The 23,829-nt window shown below is 65.8% G+C and carries 28 protein-coding genes; 14 read left to right on the forward strand and 14 right to left on the reverse strand.

Annotation, left to right across the window (positions count from 1 at the left end; translation table 11 throughout):
• Nucleotides 1-50: 50 nt before the first annotated feature.
• Nucleotides 51-1,679: a chaperonin GroEL gene (groL, locus tag BM118_RS21875; RefSeq protein ID WP_092187528.1), complete on the reverse strand. Its 1,629-nt coding sequence runs from the start codon at nucleotides 1,677-1,679 to the stop codon at nucleotides 51-53.
• 207 nt (nucleotides 1,680-1,886) lie between these two features.
• A complete protein-coding gene (locus BM118_RS21880; protein ID WP_025033779.1) occupies nucleotides 1,887-2,183 on the reverse strand; it encodes a co-chaperone GroES in 297 nt (98 codons plus the stop codon).
• A 315-nt stretch (nucleotides 2,184-2,498) separates the two neighbouring features.
• Here BM118_RS21880 and BM118_RS21885 point away from each other — a divergent pair, with 315 nt between their 5' ends.
• Nucleotides 2,499-3,020, forward strand: coding sequence for a hypothetical protein (locus BM118_RS21885; protein WP_177234547.1), 522 nt, complete (start codon nucleotides 2,499-2,501; stop codon nucleotides 3,018-3,020).
• Between the two features lie 185 nt (nucleotides 3,021-3,205).
• Here BM118_RS21885 and BM118_RS21890 read toward each other — a convergent pair whose 3' ends face one another.
• Nucleotides 3,206-3,991, reverse strand: a complete 786-nt coding sequence (locus tag BM118_RS21890) for a protein phosphatase CheZ (protein ID WP_177234548.1) — start codon at nucleotides 3,989-3,991, stop codon at nucleotides 3,206-3,208.
• A 314-nt stretch (nucleotides 3,992-4,305) separates the two neighbouring features.
• Between BM118_RS21890 and BM118_RS21895 the strand changes: the two genes are divergently transcribed.
• Complete coding sequence (locus BM118_RS21895; protein WP_177234549.1) at nucleotides 4,306-5,118, forward strand: L,D-transpeptidase family protein; 813 nt, start codon at nucleotides 4,306-4,308, stop codon at nucleotides 5,116-5,118.
• Nucleotides 5,119-5,188: 70 nt separating this feature from the next.
• On the opposite strand, the gene BM118_RS21900 is transcribed toward BM118_RS21895, so the two are convergent.
• The 6 genes from BM118_RS21900 to BM118_RS21925 form a co-directional block, all read right to left on the reverse strand.
• Nucleotides 5,189-6,031, reverse strand: a complete 843-nt coding sequence (locus BM118_RS21900) for a DUF2076 domain-containing protein (RefSeq protein ID WP_092187532.1) — start codon at nucleotides 6,029-6,031, stop codon at nucleotides 5,189-5,191.
• Between the two features lie 112 nt (nucleotides 6,032-6,143).
• On the reverse strand, nucleotides 6,144-6,989 hold the full coding sequence (locus BM118_RS21905; RefSeq protein WP_092187533.1) for a ChbG/HpnK family deacetylase: 846 nt from the start codon (nucleotides 6,987-6,989) through the stop codon (nucleotides 6,144-6,146).
• Entirely contained in the window at nucleotides 6,986-8,032 is a 1,047-nt protein-coding gene (locus BM118_RS21910; protein ID WP_092187534.1) for a glycosyltransferase family 2 protein, read from the reverse strand. The genes BM118_RS21905 and BM118_RS21910 overlap by 4 nt, the downstream gene beginning before the upstream one ends.
• A gap of 88 nt (nucleotides 8,033-8,120) precedes the next feature.
• Nucleotides 8,121-9,098: an ATP phosphoribosyltransferase gene (gene hisG / locus BM118_RS21915; RefSeq protein WP_092187535.1), complete on the reverse strand. Its 978-nt coding sequence runs from the start codon at nucleotides 9,096-9,098 to the stop codon at nucleotides 8,121-8,123.
• A gap of 3 nt (nucleotides 9,099-9,101) precedes the next feature.
• Nucleotides 9,102-10,253, reverse strand: a complete 1,152-nt coding sequence (locus BM118_RS21920; protein ID WP_092187536.1) for an ATP phosphoribosyltransferase regulatory subunit — start codon at nucleotides 10,251-10,253, stop codon at nucleotides 9,102-9,104.
• 349 nt (nucleotides 10,254-10,602) lie between these two features.
• On the reverse strand, nucleotides 10,603-11,352 hold the full coding sequence (locus BM118_RS21925) for a 16S rRNA (uracil(1498)-N(3))-methyltransferase (protein ID WP_092187537.1): 750 nt from the start codon (nucleotides 11,350-11,352) through the stop codon (nucleotides 10,603-10,605).
• A gap of 210 nt (nucleotides 11,353-11,562) precedes the next feature.
• Between BM118_RS21925 and BM118_RS21930 the strand changes: the two genes are divergently transcribed.
• Both BM118_RS21930 and ubiA read left to right on the forward strand, forming a co-directional pair.
• On the forward strand, nucleotides 11,563-12,222 hold the full coding sequence (locus tag BM118_RS21930; RefSeq protein ID WP_092187538.1) for a hypothetical protein: 660 nt from the start codon (nucleotides 11,563-11,565) through the stop codon (nucleotides 12,220-12,222).
• On the forward strand, nucleotides 12,219-13,151 hold the full coding sequence (gene ubiA / locus BM118_RS21935; protein WP_092187539.1) for a 4-hydroxybenzoate octaprenyltransferase: 933 nt from the start codon (nucleotides 12,219-12,221) through the stop codon (nucleotides 13,149-13,151). Before BM118_RS21930 ends, ubiA begins: the two co-directional genes overlap by 4 nt.
• 102 nt (nucleotides 13,152-13,253) lie before the next feature.
• Here the strand turns inward: ubiA and BM118_RS21940 are convergent, their stop codons facing one another.
• Nucleotides 13,254-13,772, reverse strand: coding sequence for a DUF6101 family protein (locus BM118_RS21940; RefSeq protein WP_092187540.1), 519 nt, complete (start codon nucleotides 13,770-13,772; stop codon nucleotides 13,254-13,256).
• Between the two features lie 266 nt (nucleotides 13,773-14,038).
• On the opposite strand from BM118_RS21940, the gene BM118_RS21945 reads away from it, so the two are divergent.
• From BM118_RS21945 to BM118_RS21975, 7 genes are all read left to right on the forward strand, one after another.
• Complete coding sequence (locus tag BM118_RS21945) at nucleotides 14,039-15,430, forward strand: TldD/PmbA family protein (protein WP_092187541.1); 1,392 nt, start codon at nucleotides 14,039-14,041, stop codon at nucleotides 15,428-15,430.
• Entirely contained in the window at nucleotides 15,417-16,235 is an 819-nt protein-coding gene (locus BM118_RS21950) for an inositol monophosphatase family protein (protein ID WP_092187542.1), read from the forward strand. Before BM118_RS21945 ends, BM118_RS21950 begins: the two co-directional genes overlap by 14 nt.
• Before the next feature lie 60 nt (nucleotides 16,236-16,295).
• Complete coding sequence (locus tag BM118_RS21955) at nucleotides 16,296-16,541, forward strand: DUF4170 domain-containing protein (RefSeq protein WP_011090249.1); 246 nt, start codon at nucleotides 16,296-16,298, stop codon at nucleotides 16,539-16,541.
• A complete protein-coding gene (locus BM118_RS21960; RefSeq protein ID WP_092187543.1) occupies nucleotides 16,538-17,251 on the forward strand; it encodes a lysophospholipid acyltransferase family protein in 714 nt (237 codons plus the stop codon). Before BM118_RS21955 ends, BM118_RS21960 begins: the two co-directional genes overlap by 4 nt.
• A complete protein-coding gene (locus BM118_RS21965) occupies nucleotides 17,214-18,548 on the forward strand; it encodes a 3-deoxy-D-manno-octulosonic acid transferase (protein WP_092187544.1) in 1,335 nt (444 codons plus the stop codon). Before BM118_RS21960 ends, BM118_RS21965 begins: the two co-directional genes overlap by 38 nt.
• Nucleotides 18,541-19,557, forward strand: a complete 1,017-nt coding sequence (gene lpxK / locus BM118_RS21970) for a tetraacyldisaccharide 4'-kinase (RefSeq protein WP_092187545.1) — start codon at nucleotides 18,541-18,543, stop codon at nucleotides 19,555-19,557. Before BM118_RS21965 ends, lpxK begins: the two co-directional genes overlap by 8 nt.
• A 293-nt stretch (nucleotides 19,558-19,850) precedes the next feature.
• On the forward strand, nucleotides 19,851-20,186 hold the full coding sequence (locus BM118_RS21975) for a GYD domain-containing protein (RefSeq protein WP_092187546.1): 336 nt from the start codon (nucleotides 19,851-19,853) through the stop codon (nucleotides 20,184-20,186).
• Between the two features lie 385 nt (nucleotides 20,187-20,571).
• Here the strand turns inward: BM118_RS21975 and BM118_RS41550 are convergent, their stop codons facing one another.
• Together BM118_RS41550 and BM118_RS21985 are read right to left on the reverse strand one after the other, a co-directional pair.
• The gene (locus BM118_RS41550) at nucleotides 20,572-20,757 is read right to left on the reverse strand and encodes a hypothetical protein (RefSeq protein WP_028174626.1); all 186 of its coding nucleotides are present in this window, start codon (nucleotides 20,755-20,757) and stop codon (nucleotides 20,572-20,574) included.
• A 405-nt stretch (nucleotides 20,758-21,162) separates the two neighbouring features.
• Nucleotides 21,163-21,450, reverse strand: coding sequence for a hypothetical protein (locus BM118_RS21985; RefSeq protein ID WP_092187547.1), 288 nt, complete (start codon nucleotides 21,448-21,450; stop codon nucleotides 21,163-21,165).
• Between the two features lie 177 nt (nucleotides 21,451-21,627).
• Here BM118_RS21985 and BM118_RS21990 point away from each other — a divergent pair, with 177 nt between their 5' ends.
• Nucleotides 21,628-21,933 (forward strand): hypothetical protein, encoded by a 306-nt coding sequence (locus BM118_RS21990; protein WP_092187548.1) that lies wholly within the window; start codon nucleotides 21,628-21,630, stop codon nucleotides 21,931-21,933.
• A 16-nt stretch (nucleotides 21,934-21,949) separates the two neighbouring features.
• Here BM118_RS21990 and BM118_RS21995 read toward each other — a convergent pair whose 3' ends face one another.
• A complete protein-coding gene (locus tag BM118_RS21995; RefSeq protein WP_092187549.1) occupies nucleotides 21,950-22,177 on the reverse strand; it encodes a DUF2093 domain-containing protein in 228 nt (75 codons plus the stop codon).
• Between the two features lie 202 nt (nucleotides 22,178-22,379).
• Here BM118_RS21995 and BM118_RS22000 point away from each other — a divergent pair, with 202 nt between their 5' ends.
• The gene (locus tag BM118_RS22000; protein ID WP_177234550.1) at nucleotides 22,380-23,204 is read left to right on the forward strand and encodes a dienelactone hydrolase family protein; all 825 of its coding nucleotides are present in this window, start codon (nucleotides 22,380-22,382) and stop codon (nucleotides 23,202-23,204) included.
• Between the two features lie 256 nt (nucleotides 23,205-23,460).
• Nucleotides 23,461-23,610: a hypothetical protein gene (locus BM118_RS41555; RefSeq protein WP_177234551.1), complete on the forward strand. Its 150-nt coding sequence runs from the start codon at nucleotides 23,461-23,463 to the stop codon at nucleotides 23,608-23,610.
• Nucleotides 23,611-23,630: 20 nt separating this feature from the next.
• Here the strand turns inward: BM118_RS41555 and BM118_RS42095 are convergent.
• A partial coding sequence (locus tag BM118_RS42095; protein WP_210189054.1) for a hypothetical protein occupies nucleotides 23,631-23,829 on the reverse strand: 199 nt, incomplete at its 5' end.

Here is a 23,829-nt window from a genome sequence, read left to right on the forward strand (position 1 = left end):
AGAAGGCCGCCCGGAGGCGGCCTTCGCAACATTGTCACGGAACGGCGGGCTCAGAAGCCGCCCATGCCGCCGCCGGCCGGCATCGCGGGCGAAGCTTCCTTCGGCGTCTCGGCGACCATGGCTTCGGTGGTCACCAGCAGGCCGGCCACGGAGGAGGCGTCCTGGAGCGCGGTGCGCACCACCTTGGCGGGGTCGATGATGCCCTTCTCGACCATGTCGACATAGTCCTCGGTCTGGGCGTCGAAGCCGAAGGTCTCGGACTTGTTCTCGAGGATCTTGCCGACGACGATCGAGCCTTCCACGCCCGCGTTCTCGGAGATCTGGCGGATCGGGGCTTCCAGCGCCTTCAGCACGATGTTGATGCCGGCCTGGACGTCGTCATTGGCGTTGGTGAGACGGCCGACCGCCTTCTTGGCGCGGAGCAGCGCGACGCCGCCGCCGGGAACGATGCCTTCCTGCACCGCGGCACGGGTGGCGTTGAGGGCGTCCTCGACGCGGTCCTTCTTCTCCTTGACCTCGATCTCGGTCGCGCCGCCGACGCGGATCACCGCGACGCCGCCGGCCAGCTTGGCGAGGCGCTCCTGGAGCTTCTCGCGGTCGTAGTCCGAGGTGGTCTCCTCGATCTGCGCCTTGATCTGGCCGACGCGGGCCTCGATGTCGGGCTTCTTGCCGGCGCCGTTGACGATCGTGGTGTTCTCCTTGTCGATCACCACCTTCTTGGCGCGGCCGAGCATCTTCACCGTGACGTTCTCGAGCTTGATGCCGAGCTCTTCGGAGATGAGCTGGCCACCGGTGAGGATCGCGATGTCCTCGAGCATGGCCTTGCGGCGGTCACCGAAGCCCGGCGCCTTGACGGCGGCGACCTTGAGGCCGCCGCGCAGGCGGTTGACGACCAGGGTCGCCAGCGCCTCGCCCTCGACGTCCTCGGCGATGATGACGAGCGGCTTGCCCGACTGCACCACGGCTTCGAGCACCGGCAGCATGGCCTGGAGGCCCGAGAGCTTCTTCTCGTGCAGGAGGATGTAGGCGTCCTCGAGCTCGGCGGTCATCTTCTCGGCGTTGGTGACGAAGTAGGGGCTGAGATAGCCGCGGTCGAACTTCATGCCCTCGACGATGTCGACTTCGGTGTCGAGCGACTTGTTCTCCTCGACGGTGATGACGCCCTCGTTGCCGACCTTCTGCATCGCCTGCGCGATCATCTTGCCGATGGCGGCATCGCCGTTGGCCGAGATGGTGCCGACCTGGGCGACCTCGGAGGAGGCGGCGACCGGCTTGGCGCGCTTCTCGATGTCCTTGATGACGGCCGCAACCGCGATGTCGATGCCGCGCTTGAGGTCCATCGGGTTCATGCCGGCGGCAACCGCCTTGGCGCCTTCGCGCACGATGGCCTGGGCCAGCACGGTCGCGGTGGTGGTGCCGTCGCCGGCGAGGTCGTTGGTCTTGGAGGCGACCTCACGCACCATCTGGGCGCCCATGTTCTCGAACTTGTCCTCGAGCTCGATCTCCTTGGCGACGGTGACGCCGTCCTTGGTGATGCGGGGCGCGCCGAAGCTCTTCTCGATGACGACGTTGCGGCCCTTCGGGCCGAGCGTCACCTTGACGGCGTTGGCGAGAATGTCGACGCCGCGCAGCATGCGATCGCGCGCGTCTCCGGAAAACTTGACGTCTTTGGCAGCCATTTCTGCAATCCCTCGTGTTTCGTGATGTGTCTTGCTGCATCCCCTTCGTCATTGCCGGGCCTGACCCGCCTGCGAGGCCGAAGCCTCTTCGGCGGGGCGTAGGTCCGGCGATCCGTCATCCTGCGAAGAATGATGGACGCCCGGGCGCTTCGCGCCTATGTCCGGGCATGACGGTGGAGTATTCAGCGGCCGTTCAGGCGAATGGCCTTAGGCCAGCACGCCCATGATGTCCGACTCCTTCATGATCAGGAGCTCTTCGTTGTCGATCTTGACCTCGGTGCCCGACCATTTGCCGAACAGCACGCGGTCGCCGACCTTGAGGTCGATCGGGATCAGCTTGCCGGTCTCGTCACGGCCGCCGGGGCCGACGGCGACGACTTCGCCCTGGGAGGGCTTTTCCTTGGCTGTGTCCGGAATGATGATGCCGCCCTTGGTCTTTTCCTCGGCGTCGATACGTTTGACCACGACACGGTCATGCAGCGGACGAAATTTGGATTTAGCCATGACGTTTCCCTTTGGAGGCTCGCTTCGGAAGTAGTGGAAGTGGGTGGGGCGGCGCTTCCGTCCACCCTCGTCCCGAGGATCGAACGGCGCGCTTAGCAATCGGGCTTTCCGAGTGCTAATAGTGCGCCCGGAAATATGGCTTGGCCGCGATCCTGTCAAGCAAAGGTGGTTAAGCGATTGGTGAGGCGGATATAGGATGGTGGCATTGGAAACGTGTTCGGGGCGCCGGCGTATCAAAGGACGTCATTGCCCCGGCGTCGGTTTTGCGCTTGGCTGCGGGAGGGGTGCGGCCATGGTCTTGTTCGGGGGAATGCCATGATCAGTTCAGCTCGCGCGCGCACGGTAGCCAATCTGGTGGCCGCGTCTTCTCTGGCGCTGTTGCTGGGCGCCTGTGGCGGCGGCATGAGCCTGCCGTCCTTCTCGTCGTCGTCTCCGCCGCCCGAGGCCGAGCCCGGTACCGGCCCGGAAATGCCGGCGAGCATCCGCGCCGACGAGATCGTCGGCCGCTGGGGTCTTGCCTCGTTCCAGAACCCGGCCGACCGCGCCCGCACCGAGGCTGCGGCGCGGTCCCAGTGCAAAAATCCCTACGTGATCGGCGGCGGCACCTCCGGCGGCGTGGTCATGCATCTGGCCGACCAGGCGACGCCGCAGGAATTGCGGCTGAAGGGTTCGCCCAGCGGCAAGAACTATATCGGGCCGGCCGGTCCGACCCCCGGCGAGCAGGACCGCGAGATCGTGTCCTTCGACGGCCGCGTCCTGATCACCCGCTTCATCGACAAGGACGCCGCCACCCGCTACGGCAACATGGTCTACGTCCGCTGCGCCCCGAGGGCGTAGTTCCTCCCCCGTCATGCCCCGCGAAGGCGGGGCATCCAGTACGCCGCGGCCCCTCGATTCAATCACTGCCGTCTCTGGAATACTGGATCGTCCGCCTTCGCGGACGATGACAACGGAGGGGATGGCCCAAAAACAAAAACGCCGGCTCGCGCCGGCGTTTTGCTTTTCCGCAATCTCGCGTCCGTTCAGTCGAACAGCGCGTCGATGTCGTCCTGCGAGGCGTGGCCGACGTCGCCGGCGAGCTTCGGACCATTGAGGAGTTTTTCGTCCTCGTTGCGCGAGTCGACCGGTGCCGGCACATGGGCCTTGATCGCGTCGACGCCGCCCCAGATCTCCATCATAGCGTTGATGTGCTGCTCGATGAACTTCATCGTGGTCATGACCTTGCTGATGCGCTGGCCGGTCAGGTCCTGGAAGTTGCAAGCCTCGAAGATCGAGATGACGCGTTCCTGGATGTCGTCGGCGAGCCGCTTCTGCTGGTCGGCGGATTGCACCTTGGACATCGCGCTGGCCGCCTGGTCGATCGACTCGGCGGCTTCGAGAATCTGCTGGGTCGCCTGCTCGGTGCCGCCGACGACCGCGCCGAGTTCGCCATTGACCTTGGCCATCTCGCCGCCGTCGAAGCTCTTGCCGTGCAGCGTCGCGATTTCGCGCTTGGTGCGGTCGATGGCGTCGTGGATGAGGTCGAGCTCGACCTTCAGCTTCTCGCACTGCTCGATCTGCGCCCGGTACGTGTCGAGCATGGTGCGCGCTTCGGAGAGCTCATGCGCCGTCGAGGCGTCGATCGCCGCCATGGCCGCGCTGCTGGACAAGGGTGCGGGCGCAATGCCCTTGGCCATCTGTGCGCGGATCGCGCGCAGCTCCGCCATGATCTCGCTATGCATCGGCGCAGCCTCCTCAATCATTTCGGGGCTGGGCATCTCGCCGACAATAGCCTCTTCGACACGAAAACGTTTGCGGTGAATAGCCATCAGGAACTCCCCCCACCTCACTCACGCGTCTTTGTAGGCAGAAGCAATTTAACACGAGGTTCACGACCGGAACTGTTGCACGGCCGCGCGCGACGACGCGAGAAGAAGCGATTAACCATGAGCATGAGGCGTTCATCGAAAATAAACGCTGATCGCCAAATTGCAGCCCCGTTCGCGACGTGGTGAATCCAAACGCCGTTTTCGTTTACCAAACAAAACGTCTTTTGCTTTTTATTGACCACGTCGCGGACGCCGATCAGCCATCAGCTCTGCACGACGCATGTGATCTAGACGAAACAGTACAGAGTACGTCGATGTTCAAGAAAATGTCTGTCGCGCTGCTCGGCGGCGCTTGCACCCTCGTTGCCGGCGCAACCAGCGCCAGCGCCTTCGACAATACCGTGCCGAACGATCCGCCCGCGGTGCTCTACCAGCCGCAAGTGCCGCCGGCGCCGGTGCGCGTCGCCTCCAATGCGAACATGGGCGGCGGCTTCATCGAGTTCCTGTTCGGCGACGGCCCCGGCCGCGGTCCGGCCTACGCTCCGCCGCCGGTGTATCAGCAGCAGCCGGGCTACAACGATCCGCGCCGCCTGCCGCCGATGGGCGACCCGCAGATGCAGGGTGGATATCAGCAGGGCGCAGGTCTCCAGCAGGAGGCGGTCGATCCGCGGCAGCGTCAATTCGATCCGAAATTCGAGAAACAACTCGTTGACTATAGCGGCAAGGAAAGTGCCGGCACGATCGTGGTCGATACGCCGAACAAGTTCCTCTATCTCGTCGAGGGCAACGGCCGGGCGATGCGCTATGGCATCGGCGTCGGCCGCCCCGGCTTCACCTGGTCCGGCGTCAAGTCGATCACGGCCAAGCGCGAATGGCCGGACTGGACGCCGCCGGCGGAAATGATCGCGCGCCGCCCCGACTTGCCGAGGCACATGGAAGGCGGTCCGGAAAATCCGCTCGGCGCCCGTGCGATGTATCTCGGCTCCAGCCTCTACCGCATCCACGGCTCCAACGAGCCCTGGACCATCGGCACCAACGTCTCCTCGGGCTGCATTCGCATGCGTAACGAGGACGTCATCGACCTCTACGGCCGCGTCAATGTCGGCACCAAGGTCGTGGTGATGTGAGGTCCGAGCCTCGAAATGAAAACGGCCGCCCCGTGGGCGGCCGTTTTTGTTTGCGCGCTATCGAGCAGCCTTACGCATAATCGCTGCCGCCATCGTCGCCGCCGCCGAAATCGCTGTCGTCGGCCATGTCGACGTTGTCGTCATTGTCGTTCTGATCGTTGTAATTCTGGTCGTCGTTCGAAGCCTGGTCGACAAGGCCTTGGCGGGAATCGCCGCCGCCACGGTCACGGCTGGAGCCGATGTCGTTGAGGCCGGCATCGCGCGCGAGCGAGCCGCCGGACTGGTCGCTGCCGCCCCAAGGACTTCCACCAGCGCTGCGGTCGCCCAGGGCGTTGGTGTCGCCGAAGGCCTGCTGGTGCGATCCGCCCATCATGCCGCGGATGCTGGAGAGCAGCAGCGAGCCGCCGACGACGCCGGCCGCGGCCGCCGCGGCCGTACCGAGGAACGAGCCGCCGCCACCGCCGACCGGCGGGGCGCCATAGCCCTGACCTGGGCCTTGACCTGGACCTTGGCCGTAAGCCTGTCCGTAAGGCGGCTGGCCGTAACCCGGCTGCGACTGCTGCATCGCCTGGCCGCTGTTCCAGACCGGCCGCGAATCGCGCGGCGGCACGTTCGGAACCGAGCCGCGCGAGGGGCCTCCACCGAACAGCGTGTCGCGCATGGTATCCAGGAAGCCGCCGGATTGCGCCGGCTCGGGCGCATGGGCCGCTTCCAGCTCCTGGATGCGGTTATGGGCGCGTTTCAGCGCTTCGTCCTGCAACAGCGTGGTCTGCACCAGCGCGTAAATCGCGCCGGGCGCCTTGCGCAGGCCGTCGGAGATCGCGGCGATCGCGTCGGGATCGCGCGGTGCATTTTCCAGTTTCGAAAGCCGGTCGAAAAGCTCGTCGACGAGCTGGCGTTCCTGCGGCGTCATGATCAATCTCCCTCGCGCAAACCAAGCGCGCAGCAGATGTAGGGTTCCATTGTGGCCCCAACAGTGCCGGCTGGATTAAATTTCGGTATGCGACAAGCTGCCTCGCCGGCTTTCACCCCAGTGTCGCGTTGGTCTGCGCCAGCAGCCGCACGAATTCATCGCTTCCGAGGTAGGCATACTCGCGTTCGCGCACGTCGGTCATCGGATCAAGCGCGGCGAGGACGTCGTCGACGAAGCCGGGATGGCACATCACGAGGCCGCCATCCGGCAGGCCGTCCAGGAACTGCCGCATCATTTCGCCGAAATCGGCGGCGCGGCTGAAGTCATAGGCGCCGGCGAAGCCGGGATTGAAGCCGAGGCCGGCACCGGCGGCGCGGCGGCGGAATTGCGCGCTGAGGATGTCGAGCACCATGGCTTTGGGTGAGGCCAACCGCTGCTTCAGCGGCAGGTCGCGGCCGCCTTGGCGTACCCAGGCGTTTGGCGCGGTTTCTGCAACCGCGTCGACAAAGCCGTCGCGCACCTGCGGATAGAGCTGCACATGCTGATGTCCGTCGACGAAGTCTGGTGCGCGGCCGAAAGCCTCCGCGAAGGCCGCGAGCTGCGCCTTCACCTCATTGCGAAAGAATTCGCGGTCGAGCCGCCGCAAAACACCCGCGCACAAGAGCTTCGGAAACGGCATGAACATGTCGCCGTCGAGCGGGCGAAAATGCATGGTCAGCGGCCGGAACGGCGCGGACAGCGTCACGTGCAACCCGATCGCGCAGCGCGGGCTCGTCTTCGCTGCGGCCTGGAGCGCCTCGATCTCGCTGCGAGCGATCGTGGGGCCCACCATCATCACCGAGGTGGCGTTGAGGCGGCCGCGTTCGATCAGGTCACGGATGGCGCGGTTGACGCCCGGGCTGATGCCGTAATCGTCGGCGCAGAGCCAGATCCGCCGCGGCGGCGCCGCCGCGCTCATTCGGCCGCCGTCCTCTTCGAGGCGTCGTCGGCCTTCTCGGTTTCGAAGTGCTTTTCACTGTGCTCGGCGACGAAGTAGATCGGGCGGGCCTTCAGCTCGGAGAGGATCTTGCCGATATATTCGCCGACGATGCCGATCATGATGAGCTGCACGCCGCCGATCGTCATCAGGCCGACCACGAGCGAGGGGTAGCCGGGGACCTGCTTGCCAGTGGTGAAGACCTCCCAGAGAATGGAGAGGCCGAACAGGAAGGCGATGCCGGCGAGCACGACACCGAGCAGGCTGGCGAAGCGCAGCGGTGCCACCGAGAACGAGGTCAGGCCCTCGATCGACAGGCCGAGCAGGCGCGCGGCGTTGAAGGTGGTGACGCCATGGGCGCGCGGCGCCGGCTCGTAGTCGACGCGGATCTGGCGGAAGCCGATCCAGCTTGCCAGGCCCTTGAAGAAGCGGTTGCGCTCCGGCAGTTGCCGAAGCGCTGTGACCGCGCGCGGCGAAAGCAGGCGGAAGTCGCCGGCATCTTCCGGAATCTTCTGGCGGGCGCCCCAGTTGATCAGGGCGTAGAAGCCATGCACGGCGAGCCGCCGCAGGAAGGTTTCGTTGTCGCGATGCGCCTTGGCCGTATAGACGACGTCATAGCCGTCATCGATCCAGTGTCGCACGAGCTGCTCGACGAGAGCCGGCGGATGCTGGCCGTCGCCGTCCATGAACATCACGGCGCCGAGGCGGGCATGGTCGAGGCCGGCCATCAGCGCCGCCTCCTTGCCGAAATTGCGCGACAGCGAGACCACCTGGACGTCGATCGCGTCGGCCGGCAGGCTGCGTGCGATCGACAGCGTCGCGTCCGCACTGCCGTCGTCGACATAGACCACCTCGCAAGCGAGGCGATAGCGCTGCCGCAGGGTCTTGGCGAGATCGCAGATGCGCTGGTGCAGGGCGGCGAGGCCCGCCGCCTCGTTGTAGACGGGAACGATGATCGACAACCCCTTCGCGGCGGCGTTGGCCGCGGTGGTCGTCAGGGCGGAAACATCAGAGCCCAGCGTCATCGATCAAGGTTCCAGAGGGCGTTCAAGGTCATCTCAACAGCATATGGTAGCCGCCGTTTGCTGTCGCTACGCTGAACGGACCTGAGGCTCACTGCCGCAGGAACGCCTCGAGCTTGGCGAACAGCGGGTTCTCCCGGTCGAACACGTAGTCGAGCGAAACCACCGAGACGGTCTCGGCGCCGTGCTCCCGCAGGAAGCTCGCGAGCGCATAAAGCTGCCCCGGGGGGCAGTGCAGCGTCAGCATGCCCGACGAGGTCGGCCCGCCGAACGGGGCCTCGACGCCGAAACGGCTGTGGGCCTCGCCGAGCAGGACGGCGTCGCACTGCCGGAATCGGGTCCGGACCTCGCGGTACTTGTTGGCCCGCGCCCGCGCCGCGATGTGGTCGAGGATGATGCGCGCGGTCTCCCGCGCCTGCGGCGACCAGTCGGCATCCCTGGAGGCGACCAGATTGGCCTGGCTGCGCAGGATCATGCCGTCGTCGAGCACCCGCAAGCCGTTGGCGGCGAGGGTCGCGCCGGTCGTCGTGATGTCGACGATCAGCTCGGCGCTGCCGGCCGCCGGCGCGCCTTCGGTCGCGCCCGCGCTTTCGACGATGCGGTAATCGGTGATGCCGTGGTTCTGGAAGAACGCGCGGGTGAGATTGACGAACTTGGTCGCGACCCGCATCCGCATGTGATGCTGCTCGCGGAAGCCGGTGGTGACGTCGTCGAGGTCGGCCATGGTGCGGACGTCGATCCAAGCCTGCGGTACCGCCACCACGACGTCGGCATAGCCGAAGCCCAGCCCTTCGATCAGGGACACGCGCTTGTCGGCGTCCGCGATGTTCTCGCGCACCAGATCCTCGCCGGTGACGCCGAGATGGGCGAAGCCGCGCGACAGCTGCGCGGCGATCTCGCTCGCCGAGAGATAGGCGACCTCGACATTGTCGAGGCCCGCGATGGTGCCGCGATAGTCGCGTGCGCCGCCGGCCTTCGACAGCTTGAGGCCCGCGCGGGCGAAAAAGGCCTCGGTGTTTTCCTGGAGGCGGCCCTTGGAGGGAACGGCCAGAACGAATGGCGCGCTCATGACTTAAGCTCCCACCTTGCGGCCGATCCGGGTCAGCGCGTCCACCCAGACCGAGAAACCGACCGCGGCGATCGGCTCGGCCGAACCGAGCTGGGTCATCAGCCCGTCATAGCGTCCGCCGGCGACCAGCGGCTCGGCGCCGTTGCCGCGGTGATGCAGCTCGAATTCGAAGCCGGTGTAATAGTCGAGCCCGCGTCCGAACGCGGTGGAGAAGCGCGTCTGCTTCACGTCGATGCCGCGCGCAGCCATGAAGCCGACCCGGCTCTCGAACTGGTCGATCGCAGCCGTGAGGTCGAGCCTGGCGTCGGTCGTGAGCGCGCGGAGCTCGGCGATGGCGTCGTCGGGATTGCCTGCGATCGACAGGAAGCGCTTGAGCACGGCGATCGCCTCGCGCGGCAGCGCGCCGCCCTTCAGCGTCGATTGCTCGAGGAAGCGGTCGGCGATCTCGGCGGTGGTGCGGCCGCCGACATTGGTCGTGCCGGCGATCGACATCAGATCGGTGACGAAGGCGAGCGCCGCCTTGCGGTCGGAGCCGGCGAGCGCGGCCAGCACGCCCTCATATTCGCTGCGGGTGGCGGTCGTCGCGGCCGCCAGCCGCTCCAGATCCTGCTCCAGGCTGATCTTGCGGTTGAAGTCCTTGACCAGGCGGCGGCGCCAGACCGGATAGAGGTTGAGCGCGTCGAGCAGCGCGTTGAACAGCGCCACGTCGCCGGTGCGGATCTCGACGTCGCGGACGCCGAAGGCGCTGGTCGCCTCCAGCGCCAGCGCCAGCATCTCGGCATCGGCCGCAGCGCGGTCCTGGCGGCCGAATGATTCGATGCCGGCCTGAAGAAATTCGCTGGCCTGGCCGCTGCGGTAGCGGAACACCGGACCGAGATAGCTGAACCCGGCCGGCTGGCCGGCGCGGCTGGAGGCGAGGTAATCGCGCGCCACCGGTATGGTCAGGTCCGGGCGCAGGCAGAGCTCCTCGCCGGTGAGGTCCGTGGTCAGGTACAGGCTCTTGCGGATGTCCTCGCCGGAAAGGTCCAGGAACGGCTCGGCGGGTTGCAGGATCGCCGGCTCGGCCCTGACATAGCCGGCCTGCGCGAACGACAAGAGCAGCGTATCCGCCCAGGCGGCGGAGCCGGCAGCATTTGAGGTGGCAGTCGCGGTCATCTCAGGGGTCCATCGTCCCGGCGGAACCGGGCAGGGCAAGGGGAGGCGAATTGGCGCAGCCCTTAGCATGGCCCGACAGCGGTTTCGACCTCCAATGGGCACAATGGTTTAACAGGGGTGCTACAATTGGGACTGTCCTAATTTAGTCCCAGTGGCAAGGTGGTGTCATGACGGCACCCCCCGACCACGATTTCTGGATTGAGGTCCAGCGCACGGCGTATGAGCTCGGGATTGCTCATGGTTCGTCGGCCGCATCCCATGCAAACAAGCAGGCGGAAAGAGCACGCTTGGACGGCAAACGAGATGAGCAAACCTTTTGGGAAGCGGTTGCCGGCTCGTTATTACCACGTTAGGGGCCGCCCCAATCGCCCAGCACCGCCTGCACCAGCGCCAGCGCCGCTACCGCGGCGGTGTCGGCCCGCATGATCCGGGGCCCGAGGGCGAGCCGCAGGATCTTGGGCTGCCGCAGCAACAGCGCCCGCTCTTCCTCGGCAAAGCCGCCTTCGGGGCCGATCAGCACGTCGATACCTTGTCCTGCCTCGCGCGCGCCTTGCAGACTCTGAACGGGATTTTCGACCTCCGCGGCCTCATCGCAGAAGATGAGCAGGCGACCGGCGGCGCGCTGGCCGAGGAAGCGCTCCAGCGGCACCGGTTCGGCCACGGTCGCGATGCTCAGGATGCCGCATTGCTCGGCCGCCTCGACCACGTTGGCACGCATCCGCTCGGTGTTGACCCGGGAGGCCTGGGTGAACCGGGTCAGGACCGGTTGCAGGCTGGCGGCGCCCATCTCGATGGCCTTCTGGACCATGTAATCGAGCCGGGCGTGCTTGAGCGGGGCGAAGACGTAAGTGAGGTCCGCCAGCCGGTCCTGCGGCCGGGTCGGCTGGAGGATCACCAGGCCGTCCGGCCGCTTGCGGCCTTCGATGGCGGCCTGCCATTCGCCGTCGCGGCCGTTGAAGGCCAGGACCTCGGCCCCCGCGGCAAGCCGCAGCACATTGCCGAGATAATTGCTCTGGTCGCGGTCGAGCGGAATCCTGGCGTCCTGGGCGAGGGGGGCATCGACGAACAGGCGGGGGGCGCGAAAATCGTGGGAGGGCATCGTTCACAGGTCCGATTTGCCGCCGTTATTAACCGAAAGCCGCCATTTCGGGGTAAATATTGCCAAACCGGTGCGTCGGCGCGCCGCGCTCTTGCCCTATTCGACGGGTTGTTAAGCGCCGGCGGGAATCGTAAAAACGCGAACACGCTGGTTGCGCTTCAATTGGGAAGACGCCGAACCCCGTAAGCTCCTGCCGGAGAGACTGCCTTGATGATCCGTCATCTGATGGTTCCGATCGCCGCCGCCATGGTCACTATGGGGGCCGCGGGCGCCTATGCGCAAAGCGCCTTCCCGGCGCCGCTGCCGAACCAGGCCGCGAGCAGCTCGGCATTTCCGCCCGTGAACGGCTCCGCGCCGACCGCGTCCGTCGGCACGGCGCCGCAATCCTCGTTTCCCGCCAACGGCGCTGCGCCGATCGGCGGCGCCGGCGCCTTCAGCGCGGCCCCGCCGACGCAAGGGCCGGGCGAGGACTGCATGAAGGCGTTCGTCCCGTTGCGCGAAGAGGCCGAGAAGCGCGGCAAGCTGATCAAGGCCGCGAGCGACCGTCATGCGACGCCGGACGAGGCCTGCAAGCTGATCGGCAATTTCAGCCAGGCCGAGCTCAAGATGATCAAGTATGTCGAGGCGAATGGCGCCAAATGCGGAATCCCGCCGCAGATCGGCGCGCAGATGAAAGATGGCCACAAGAACACCGAGGCCATGCAGAAGAAGGTCTGTACGGTTGCGCAGCAGATGCAGCAGCAGCCGCGCGGTCCGGCCGGTCCGTCGCTGAGCGAGGTGCTGGGGTCGGGCTCGGCGCCTGAGGCCAACGCCGGCAAGAAGGGCGGCAGCACCTTCGACACGCTCAACGGCAACGTCCTCACCCGATGAGCGACACGAGCGCCCGCGTTGCCGACTCTACCGGCAACTGGGTCGATACGCTCGCGCCGCGATGGGCGCGGCCCTATTTGCGATTGTCCCGCTTCGATCGTCCGATCGGCTCCTGGCTTCTCCTGATGCCATGCTGGTGGTCGGCGGCACTTGCCGCCGGCATCGCGCACGACTTAAGCCGCCTGCCGCTCACCATCGTCCTGTTCTTCATCGGCGCCTTCGTCATGCGCGGAGCAGGCTGCACCTGGAACGACATCACCGACCGCGACCTCGACGACAAGGTCGAGCGCACCCGCTCGCGGCCGCTGCCGTCGGGGCAGGTGACCACGAAGCAGGCGCTGGCCTTCATGGTCGCGCAGGCCCTGATCGGTCTCGTGGTGCTCCTGCAATTCAATCGCTTCGCGATCCTGACCGGCATCGCCTCGCTTCTGATCGTCGCGATCTACCCCTTCATGAAGCGCATCACCTGGTGGCCGCAGATCGTGCTCGGGCTCGCCTTCTCCTGGGGCGCGCTGATGGGCTTTGCCGTCACCTTCGGCCGCATCGACGTCACCGCGCTCGTGCTTTATGGCGGATCGATCGCCTGGGTGATCGGCTATGACACAATCTACGCGCATCAGGATGCCGAGGACGACGCGCTGATCGGCATCAAGTCGACCGCGCGCCTGTTCGGCGCGCACACGCACCAGGCGCTGATCCTGTTCTATGGGCTTGCGGTGATGCTGATCGGCGTCGCGCTGGCGTCAGGCGACGTGCGCTGGCCCGCCTGGCTCGGGCTTGCCGCTTTCGCCGCGCATCTGGCCTGGCAGATCATGCGGCTTCGCATCGACGATTCTGCGCTCTGCCTGCGCCTGTTCAAGTCGAACCGCGATGCCGGGCTATTGCTGTTCGCGGGATTGCTGGCGGACGCGGTGATGCGGGCCGCGTAATGCGTAGGGTGGGTTAGCGAAGCGTAACCCACCTCTTTTGTTTCCGCAGGGATAGACAGTGGTGGGTTACGCCTTCGGCTAACCCACCCTACAGAATCTCACTCAATTCCTTGCGATGATCTCGCGCTCGCCCTGATGAACCGACAGCTCGCGCGCCATGGCGGTGCGCCGGCGCATCAGGAATTTCGGACGGCGGGCGCGGATCGCGTTGGCGCGGCGGCGGCGCGGCGCGGGCTTGCGGGCGCCTTCGTCGAGTTGCGGAAGCGCGAAGATCTCGCTCCAGACCGCCCAGGCTTCGGTGAGCTCGTCGCCGTCGGCGCCGACAAGCAGCGGAACGGAGAGCGAGGGGTCGCGATGGACGAGGATGAGGGCCTTCGCCTCGTCGTTGCCGCGCAGCGCGACGCCGGTGAAGTCGCTGACGCGCACGTTGATCGCCATCCGCATACCGCGGACGGCACGGCGCAGCACGACGCGTTCGCGATGAAGCTCGATCTGCCTTGTGTATCCGTCGGCGCGCGGATCATGCGCATCGAAGCGGACCGGAAGGGAAAGAGGGTCGAGCCGCAAGCTGCGGCCCGACCCGGCGGGAGCGATCCCGCTTGTTGCTGTTTGACGCCTCACGGCTTTAGTTCTCCCCGCCAGGATTATGTTCCCGGTCGATGCGAGGACCTTAGCGCGCCCGGTTCGGAAACCGCTTAAAAAGGCTGGTTAACCCAGCGTCACCGCGGCTCATGATTGACAAGACCTTGGCGCGCATGATTGACGAGACGTTGCGCCGAAGTCGCGAATCTGAGCTTTTGGCGGGCTGAAAATGCTTGAAGTCCGCGCTACCAGGGCACATCTGTGGGTTCCGGTCCCGAACCCCCGCCCCCAACAGGATTTCGTTTGTGAACCCTTCACCAAGCTCGACGCTTTCGCCCAAAGCCAATCGCGACCTGTTTGATCAGTCCGCGCTGTCCGATCTCGCGCAGCGGCTGGTCGAGGCGGCCAGGCGCGCCGGCGCGGATGCGGCCGATGCGGTCGCAGTGCGCGGCGTCTCGCAAGGCGTCGAGGTGCGCGACGGCCGTGTCGAGGAATCCGAGCGGTCCGAGGGCGACGATGTCGGCCTGCGGGTCCTGGTCGGCCAGCGCCAGGCGGTGGTCTCGACCAACGACGTCAGCGGCGATGCCGTGACCAAGCTTGCGGAACGCGCGGTCGCGATGGCGAAGGTCGCGCCCGACGACAAATATGTTGGCCTCGCCGATCCCGCGCTGCTCGCGCGCGACTTCCCCGATCTCGATCTGCTCGATCCCGATGTGCCGGCCACCGCCGAGCTCGAGCGCCGCGCGCTCGAAGCCGAGGCTGCGGCGCTCGCGGTGAAGGGCGTGACCAAGTCCGGCGGTGCCTCGGCCTCCGCCGGCATCGGCGGCATGGTGCTCGTCACCAGCACCGGCTTCCACGGCTCCTATCTGCGCTCCAGCCAGGGCATCTCGGCCACCGCGATATCAGGCGAGGGTACCGGCATGGAGCGCGATTACGATTTCACCTCGGCGCCGCACGGGGCCGACCTGCTGTCGCCGGAGATCGTTGGCCGTTCCGCCGGCGAGCGCACCGTGGCGCGCTACAATCCGCGCAAGGTCGAGACCTGCAAGGTGCCGGTCGTGTTCGATCCGCGCGTTGCGGGCTCCCTGGTCGGCCATGTCGTCGGCGCCATCAACGGCGCCTCGATCGCGCGCAAGACCAGCTTCCTGAAGGACAAGCTCGGCCAGCAGCTGTTCGCCAAGAACATCCGCATCATCGACGATCCCCTGCGCAAGCGCGGCCTGCGCTCGCAGACCTTCGATGCCGAAGGCGTCGCGGTGAAGCAGACCGCGCTGATCGACGAGGGCGTGTTGACGACCTGGCTGCTTGATTGCGCCACCGCGCGGGAGCTGGGCCTTGCCACCACCGGTCACGCCCATCGCGGCGTCTCGTCCTCGCCCTCGCCCGGGCCGTACAATCTGCATCTCGAGGCCGGCACGCCGACGCCGGCCGAGCTGATCGCCGACATCAAGCAGGGCTTCTACGTCACCGATTTGATCGGCTCCGGCGTCAACGGCGTCACCGGCGATTACAGCCGCGGCGCCTCCGGCTTCTGGATCGAGAACGGCGAGATCACCTATCCCGTCAGCGAGGTGACGATCGCGGGCCACCTGTTCGAGATCTTCAAGTCGATGCAGCCCGCCAACAATCTCGAGTTCCGCTACGGCATCAATGCGCCGACGGTGCGCATCGAGGGTTTGACGCTTGGCGGACGCTGACGCGAACTCTCTCGACGCGACGATCCTGACCCGCGACGCAGCGCTGCTGAAGGACACGGTGCGGGAAGCGGGCGCGCTCGCGCAATCGATGTTCCGCACCGAGCTCAGGAAATGGACCAAGGGCGCGTCCTCGCCGGTGTCGGAAGCCGACATCGCCGTCAACGACCTGCTCGAAGCGCGCCTGCGCAGTGCCACGCCCGACTATGGCTGGCTGTCGGAGGAGAGCGCCGACGATGCCACGCGGCTGTCGCGGCGGCTCGTCTGGGTGGTCGATCCCATCGACGGCACGCGCAACTATCTGGGCGGCCATGACGACTGGTGCGTCAGCGTGGCGCTGGTCGCGGACGCCGCGCCGGTGCTGGCCGCGGTGTTCGCGCCGACCAGCGGCGAGTTCTTCTTCGCGGCCCGCGGCCAGGGCACGCTGCTCAACGACAGGCCGGTGCGGGCGACGTCCGGGTCCACGCTCGATTTCTCCCGCATGGCCGGCCCCAAGCCGATGGTCGAGCGGCTCAACAGCTCCGGCGGCGACATCAAGCTGCACCGGCGAATCGGCTCGCTCGCGCTCCGGCTCTGCCGGGTCGCCCATGGCGCGCTGGATGCGGCTTTTGCGGGCGGCAACAGCCATGATTGGGACCTTGCGGCGGCCGATTTGATCGTGCAGGAAGCGGATGGTAGGATGAGCGACCTCTCCGGAGATCCCATCCTCTATAACCGCCGGGAAGTGGCGCACGGGGTGCTGGTGGCAGCGGGTCGCGATCGTCATGCGAGCATTGTCGCGCATTTTCGAAATCGTCCCTTGCCCTGAGCGCTTTCGCTGTGCTTGTCGAACACTGCTTTGCCGGGCAGCCCGTTAGGAAGAGAACCCATGCCAGATAGTGCCCCGCAACAACTGCTCCATCTCGTCATCGGAGGCGAACTGCTCGACCTCGAGCACAACACCTTCAAGAACCTCGACGACGTCGAGATCGTCGGCCTCTATCCGAACTATGCGTCCGCCCACGTCGCCTGGCGCGCCAAGGCGCAGAGCACGGTCGACAACGCGCAGATGCGCTACTTCATCGTCCATCTCCACCGGCTGCTCGACCCGAATCAAGAAACGAAGGCGCGTTGAAAAGGCTGCTTCGCAATACGCTGCGGAGCAGCTTCGTTCAGCGTGCCGTCGGGGTCCTGGCGGCCGAATATCTGCGTCTGGTCTGGCGGACCAACACATTCACGTTCGATCCGCCGGACGTCTATGAGCGCGTCGAGCCGCAGATCCCCGCCATCTTCGCCTTCTGGCACGGCCAGCATTTCCTCACCCCCTTCATCAAGAACAAGGACTGGTACAAGGCCAGGGTCCTGATCTCGCGGCATCGCGACGGCGAGTTCAACGCGATCGCCGCCGAGCGGCTCGGCATCGGCACCATCCGCGGTTCCGGCGACCATGGCGGCGCCTTCCACCGCAAGGGCGGCGTCGGCGCCTTCAAGGAAATGGTGCGGACGCTCCAGGACGGTTGTAATGTCGCCCTGACCGCCGATGTCCCCAAGCGCTCGCGCGTGGCCGGGCTCGGCATCATCATGCTGGCACGGGAATCGGGGCGGCCGATCATGCCTTTTGCGATGGCGACCAGCCGCTTCATCCGGCTCAAGAACTGGGACCGCACCACCATCAATTTGCCATTCGGGCGGGGCGCATTGGTCGGCATCAAGGAAATCCACGTTCCGCCGGACGCCGACGCCGCCATGATGGAAGCGCTGCGGCTGGAACTGGAGGAGACGTTGAACGAGGCGACCCGGCGCGCCTATGCGCAGCTCGGCCGCTCGGGGCCGGAAGATGCCTAACACGCTCCCGATGACGCTGCGGATGTATCAACGCCTGGCCTCCGGCCTGGTGCCGCTCGCACCTGCGCTGATCAAGCGGCGGCTGAAGCAGGGCAAGGAAGACCCCGCGCGCGTCGGCGAGCGGCGCGGCCTGTCCCGGGACGTGCGGCCGCATGGTCCGCTGGTCTGGATCCACGGCGCCAGCGTCGGCGAGGTGCTGGCCGCGGCGGCGCTGATCGAGCGCCTGCGCGATCTCAATTTGCGCATCCTGCTCACGTCGGGCACCGTCACCTCGGCCGCGGTGGTGGCCAAGCGTTTTCCGCCCGACGTCATCCATCAATACGTGCCGTATGATTCCCCGCGCTATGTCGCGCGCTTCCTCGACCACTGGAAGCCGTCGCTGGCGCTGTTCATCGAATCCGACCTGTGGCCGAACCTGATCCTGGCGGGCGCAACGCGACGGGTGCCGATGGTGCTGATCAACGGGCGGATGTCGCCGCGCTCCTTCCCGCGCTGGCAGCGCATGTACGGCACCATCTCGGCACTGCTGTCGCGCTTCGACATCTGTCTCGCGCAGTCCAAGACCGATGCCGAACGCTTCTCCGCGCTCGGCGGCCGCGACGTCCTCACCACGGGCAATCTCAAGCTCGACGTGCCGGCACCGCCGGCCGATCCCGGCAAGCTCGAACGGCTGATGGCGATGACGCGCGGGCGGCCGATCATCGTCGCCGCCTCGACCCATCCGGGCGAGGACGAGATGCTGGTGGCGGCGCATCGCAGCCTGGTCGGCTTCTTCCCGCAGCTCCTGACGGTGATCGTGCCGCGCCATCCGGATCGCGGCTCCTCGATCTCGGGCCTGATCACCGCGTCGGGCCTGAAGCCGGCGCTGCGCTCGCGCGAGGAGCTGCCGACGGCGACCACCGATGTCTATGTCGCCGACACCATGGGCGAGCTCGGCCTGTTCTACCGCCTCTCGCCGATCGTATTCATGGGCGGATCGCTGATCCGCCATGGCGGCCAGAATCCGATCGAGGCGATCAAGCTCGGTGCTGCCATCGTCCACGGTCCGCACGTCTTCAACTTCGCCGACGTCTACGAAGCGCTCGATGCGAGCGGCGGCGCGCGCCAGGCCGACACGCAGGAGCTTCTGGTCAAGCAGCTCGGCCAGTTGCTCGCCGATCCCGCCGTGCGCGACAAGATACAGCACGCAGGCAGCAGCGTGGTCGAGCAGCTCGGCGGCGCGCTGGAGCGCACAATGACCGCGCTCGAGCCGTATCTGCTGCAATTGCGGATCGAGATGGGAGCCGCCAATGCGTGAGCCGGCCTTCTGGTACCGGCCGCGTTCCCCAGAGTCCCAAATCCTCCGTCCCCTGGGCGCGCTCTACGGCGCGATCACGGCGCGTCGCATGGCGCGCCAGGGATTCGACGCCGGCATCCCCGTGATCTGCGTCGGCAACTATCATGTCGGCGGCGCCGGCAAGACGCCCACCGTGCTGGCGCTGACGAAGCTCCTGCGCGAGCTCGGCGAGACGCCTGTCGTGCTCAGCCGCGGCTATGGCGGGCGCCTGGACGGCCCAGTGATGGTCGACGGCGCGCGTCACATCGCAGCCGACATCGGCGACGAGCCGCTGATGATGGCGCGCGACGTTCCGGTCGTCGTCGCGCGCGACCGCCTCGACGGCGTCGCGCTCGCCAAATCACAAGGCGCCACCGTGATCCTGATGGACGACGGCTTCCAGAACCCGCGTCTGCTGAAGGATACCTCGTTGATCGTGATCGACAGCGAGCGCGGCATCGGCAACGGCAAGGTGTTTCCCGCCGGGCCCCTGCGCGCGCCGCTGAAGGCGCAGCTCGCGCGCACCGACGCGCTGGTGCTGATCGGCGACGGCCGTGCCGCCAACGATGTCGCCGCCGAGCTAGCCAAGCGCAACAAGCCCGAGCTGTGCGCGCGGCTGAAGCCGGATGCTGCCTCGGTCGCGCAGCTCCTCGGCAAGCGGGTCTTCGCCTTCGCCGGCATCGGCGATCCCGAGCGCTTCTTCCGTACCCTGCGCGCCTGCGGCATCGAGGTCGCGCGCACGCGTTCCTTCGCCGATCACCACATGTTCTCGCCCGAGGAGATCGCCGCGCTCGCGGCGGACGCCCAGCGCGAGCAGCTCACGCTGGTGACGACCGAAAAGGACCTCGCGCGCCTGCGTGGCAGCGAGCGCGTGCCCGACGGCATCGTGCCGTTCGCGGTTCAGCTCGAATTCGACGAGCCCGCAAAGCTGCGGCAGTTGATCAGCGACCAGCTCTTCAAGGCGCGCGAGCGGCGGTTCGGCAGGCGATGATCGCGTAGGGATGGCAAAGCGGCTCCGCGTAGCCCAAAGAGCGAGCGCCTGCGATATGTGACGAGCGACCGGGGCGACATGTCGCGGCTGATGAATTCTCTTCCGCACATTCTGGCGTTGATGTAGCCTTTTACGAGAGCCGTCACCGGGACGTGCCGAACTCCCGGCAATCATCGACGGCGTTTATGCCCACGGCGGGCAACGTAGCTTTATCATTTCAGATGCAGCGGCCGTTACGATCAGTTCGGAACGGCAGGGAGAGTTATTGCCAAAAGCTCAGAGGAGAACATGCCATGCATTTTTGCCTCACTGGACAATACACACCACGCGCTCTCAACGCCATTTTGGAAAACCCCACGACCGATCGCCAGGAGGCGGCGAGAAAACTCATTGAAGCGGCCGGCGGCAAGCTGATTTCGATGTACAGCGTTGCGGCCGACGGCCCAGGCGTTCTGGTGATTTTCGATGTGCCCGATCCAAGTGCGGCTCCGGCCATTTCCGGCCTGACCGTCACGGCGGGCACCCTGCAGAACGTGAAACTGACCCGGCTGTTCACGCAGGACGAGATCAAGCAGGTCCGCCAGAACGCGGCGAAGCTGCGTTCTTCGTATACTCCGCCCGGAGGCTGACATCCGGATCTCGAGCGATGCCGCCGCAATCGTATCAAGCGGCGGCAACGCTTAAAACTCACAGCAAGAAGCAGGTCTGCACGCTATGCGCGGCGAAGGCCTTGCGGCGTCCATTGACGGACGATGCGGGACGGTGGGTGCTGCGTCCGGCGCCATAGGTCCGACTGAACGTGCTTGCCAGCGGCCCCGCTAACGGCGTGCAATCCCGGCTCAGCGGATAGGCCCCTCACCAGGCTCCGACGGCTATCATTCCGATGATGGTCAGGCACGAGACGCAGGCCACCATCACTGTATAGCATTCGGGTGTATTCATTGCTTGCTCCCAAACTGCTGCCAATTTCTTGGTCGCTGCTACGCGGGAGAGATCGCCGGTCTTGGTGCCGCTTCAAGTCGGCACGCCGCGACCGGTCTTGCGTTGTACGTCCGTCCTCTCATCGTCACCCTGGTCCGCAGGATGATAATGCGCTTCAAGAGCTTCAGAGCGTTCAGCTGCGATCAGAAGCTGTTTCCGCATTTCAGCGAGGCGGGCGCGGCAATATTCACGATAGAGCAGGTCCAGTATGGTGGGCATGATCACCCCCATCGTTTGACTTTCGATTTACAAATATTTCACCGCAAATTTTCGAGGTGATCGTAACCCGCCGGATGGCTCTTCGATATGAGCCCGTTCACAGACTGCGCCAATTCCAAAGCTCGATGGCCGTTTGGTTGACTTGATTGTCTGCGCGATAAAAAGAGCAGGGCCAGTTACCTAACACGCACTATAGCAGCCCTCTGTTTCACCAAGACTTCGTCAAACAACTTAAGGGCGCCAAGTCGCACCAAAGAATCCAACCACAGCGCGAAATGACTCACCAAGGAGTGCAAGCACTGTTCGATGCAACGCAGATCGGCACGACGGAGATCATTTTGGCTGTAAGACCCGCAGTTCAGGTGCACTGCCCGTGCCGCGGTGGCTGGAATAGCGCGGCGCAATTTACACGCTGTGATGTCCGGAGCGAAGCTTGCTCGCATCGACGACGTCCGTTCCCATGTGCTTCACGAAGACAGTCTTCAGTTGGCTGCGCTCGGAAGCACTGAACAGGTCGGGATCGAGACCTTCGGCCATGATGAGCCAGCTTGCAAATTGATCCGCAGAAACCGGCCCTGTGTCTGGAATAAAGTCGGAAACGTGCAGCGGCGTGCGATCCTCGACGCCGCCACACCAACCTAGGTTCGCACAGAATTCGTGCATCATCCCGTCGAATGCATTCGGGCGTCCCATTCGAGCTCCCAAACTGTCCTGCCCCCAACGTAACACAATCTCACCAAGCCTGAGCACACGCCCGCGACGAAGTGATGGTGGGCACGCTTTCGCTTTGCCGCACCCTGCGGCAGCCCGCCATTCACGCGACATTCATCGCAAAACGCCTATCGGTCCGGGACCGATCAGGAGAATTCGATGAAATTGCCGTCCGCGACTGTCGCCGCCAGCCTTGTGTGTCTGATTGTTGCGCCCGTGTTTGCACAAACGACGCCGCCCGCCGCTTCGACCGGCACGGTGCCGGTTCCCGCGACCAAGCGCGTGACATGCCTCAGCTCGACGCAGAACCTGAAGGGGCAGGACAAGCGCGACCAGCTGCAGCTCTGCATGGCGCAGGCGCGGGTCGATTGCCTGAAGCAGGCGATCGATCAGAAGGTCGTCGGCGAGCCCAGGAAGACCTTCATCAAGACCTGCGTGGGCGAGAATGCCACGGAGCAGCAATAGAGCCGCGGGCGTGGCCTCACGGCTGCGGCTTCGGTGCGCCGGGGAAATGCCGCTGCAGCACCGCGGCCGGCGTGGCGTAGGCTTCTTGAAGGTCCACGCTCCAGTATTTCAATTCGTCGAGCGGGATCCGCGTGTCGGTGATCGCGCAGCGCACATAGGTCCCCGGCGAGATCACGCGGAAATCGCCGTCGAGATATTGCACCTGCGTTTCGCCATTGCCGGAAGAGCCGAACTTGTTCAGCACGGTCGAAAGTCTCCGTGGAAGGCCTCTCCGTAAAAAACCTGGAGGGCACGATGTGTTGGACGGGATGTAGCATAGATAGGGCGGCCTGTCCGCCCGGTAAACCCACCGGTTTGTGATGTTTTGCCGCTGTTTCCGCATGATAGTGGTTCGGGCGAAGGATCGTCCCGGCGCAAGCGGCCGGCACCTGATACGGCAGAGTCCGATGCGCCTTCGACTGACCGCCCTGTTCCTGATGCTGCTGATGTCGGCCGCGCGCGCCGCGCCTGCGCCGCAGCAGGTCGAGATTCCGCTGTCGTCCGGCGTCCTGCATGCGCAGCTCTACAAGCCCGAGGGCGCGGGGCCGTTTCCGACCGTGATCGCGCTGCATGGCTGCGGCGGCCTCGGCGGCCATGGTGATCCCGTATTGCCGCGCTATCGCGACTGGGCGGAGCGGCTGCTCAAGGCTGGTAACGCGGTGTTGCTGCCCGACAGCTACGGCTCGCGCGAGCTCGGGCCGCAATGCCGCGTCAAGGAGACGCACGTCAAGGCGCGGCGCGAGCGTGTCGCCGACGTCACGGCCGCGCGCGCCTGGCTGATGAAGCAGGCCTGGGTCGCGCGCGACCGCGTCAGCCTGATCGGCTGGGCCAACGGCGCGAGCACGCTGCTGTGGGCGGTGCGCCCGCAGAACGCGGCGCGCGACGCGGGGCCGGATTTCCGCGCGGCGATCGCGTTCTATCCGGATTGCCGGATTTCCGCCGGCCTCGGCTGGAGCACGCGGGTGCCGACACTGGTTTTGATCGGCGCCAATGACGACGTGTCGTCGCCGCCGGCCTGCCGCCAGATGGTCGAGGGTGCGCATGGCCGCAGCGCGCTCGCGCGCATCGTAGTCTATCCCGGCGCCTATCACGATTTCGACCGCGCCAACACGCCGCTGCACGCAGCTAGCGGCAGCAGCGACGCCGCCGCGCCCGAGCACGGCCATCTCGGCACCGATGCGGTCGCGCGCGCGGAGTCGCAGAAGCAAGTCGCGGAGTGGCTGGCGCGGTGATGAAGATCCAGTAGCCCGGATGAGCGAAGCGATATCCGGGAAGACAGTTCCCGCATATCGCTGCGCTCATGCGGGCTACGGGCTGCGGATTCCCAAGCGGGGCCGCCCGAGGAACAACGTTAGGCGGACAGCCCCGCATCGACCACCGCCCTGCACGGATAATGGCCGACTGTGAATCTACGGATCGCGCGCGGCTGCGGTTTCAGCATGTGGCGGTGCCATCATTCGACCACGATATCGGTTAAACGCATCTCACATGCGCAACCGCATCACTCTCTTCGCCTCCGCACTGATCGTCTTCACCGTCGCGATCTTCCTGTTCGAAGCCCATGCCGGCGCGCCAATGCTCGCGCCGGAACATTGCGGCTTCTGGACCACGATCGACGCGGGATTGTCCTGCTGGTAAGGCGGGGCAATCCATCCCCGTCATTGCGAGCGCAGCGAAGCAATCCAGAATCCTTCCGCGGAAAGACTCTGGATTGCTTCCGCCTTCGCTAAAGCTTCGGCGGACAAGTCGCTGCGCTCGCAATTGTGCATGTTCACTAATTCGCTGATTGGATCGCTCCGCTGGAGGACGATCCGATGCGCGACAATAGCTACGACCGGACGATTGAGCGCAACTATC

It is taken from the genome of Bradyrhizobium sp. cf659, assembly GCF_900113725.1.
Taxonomy (GTDB): Bacteria; Pseudomonadota; Alphaproteobacteria; order Rhizobiales; family Xanthobacteraceae; genus Bradyrhizobium.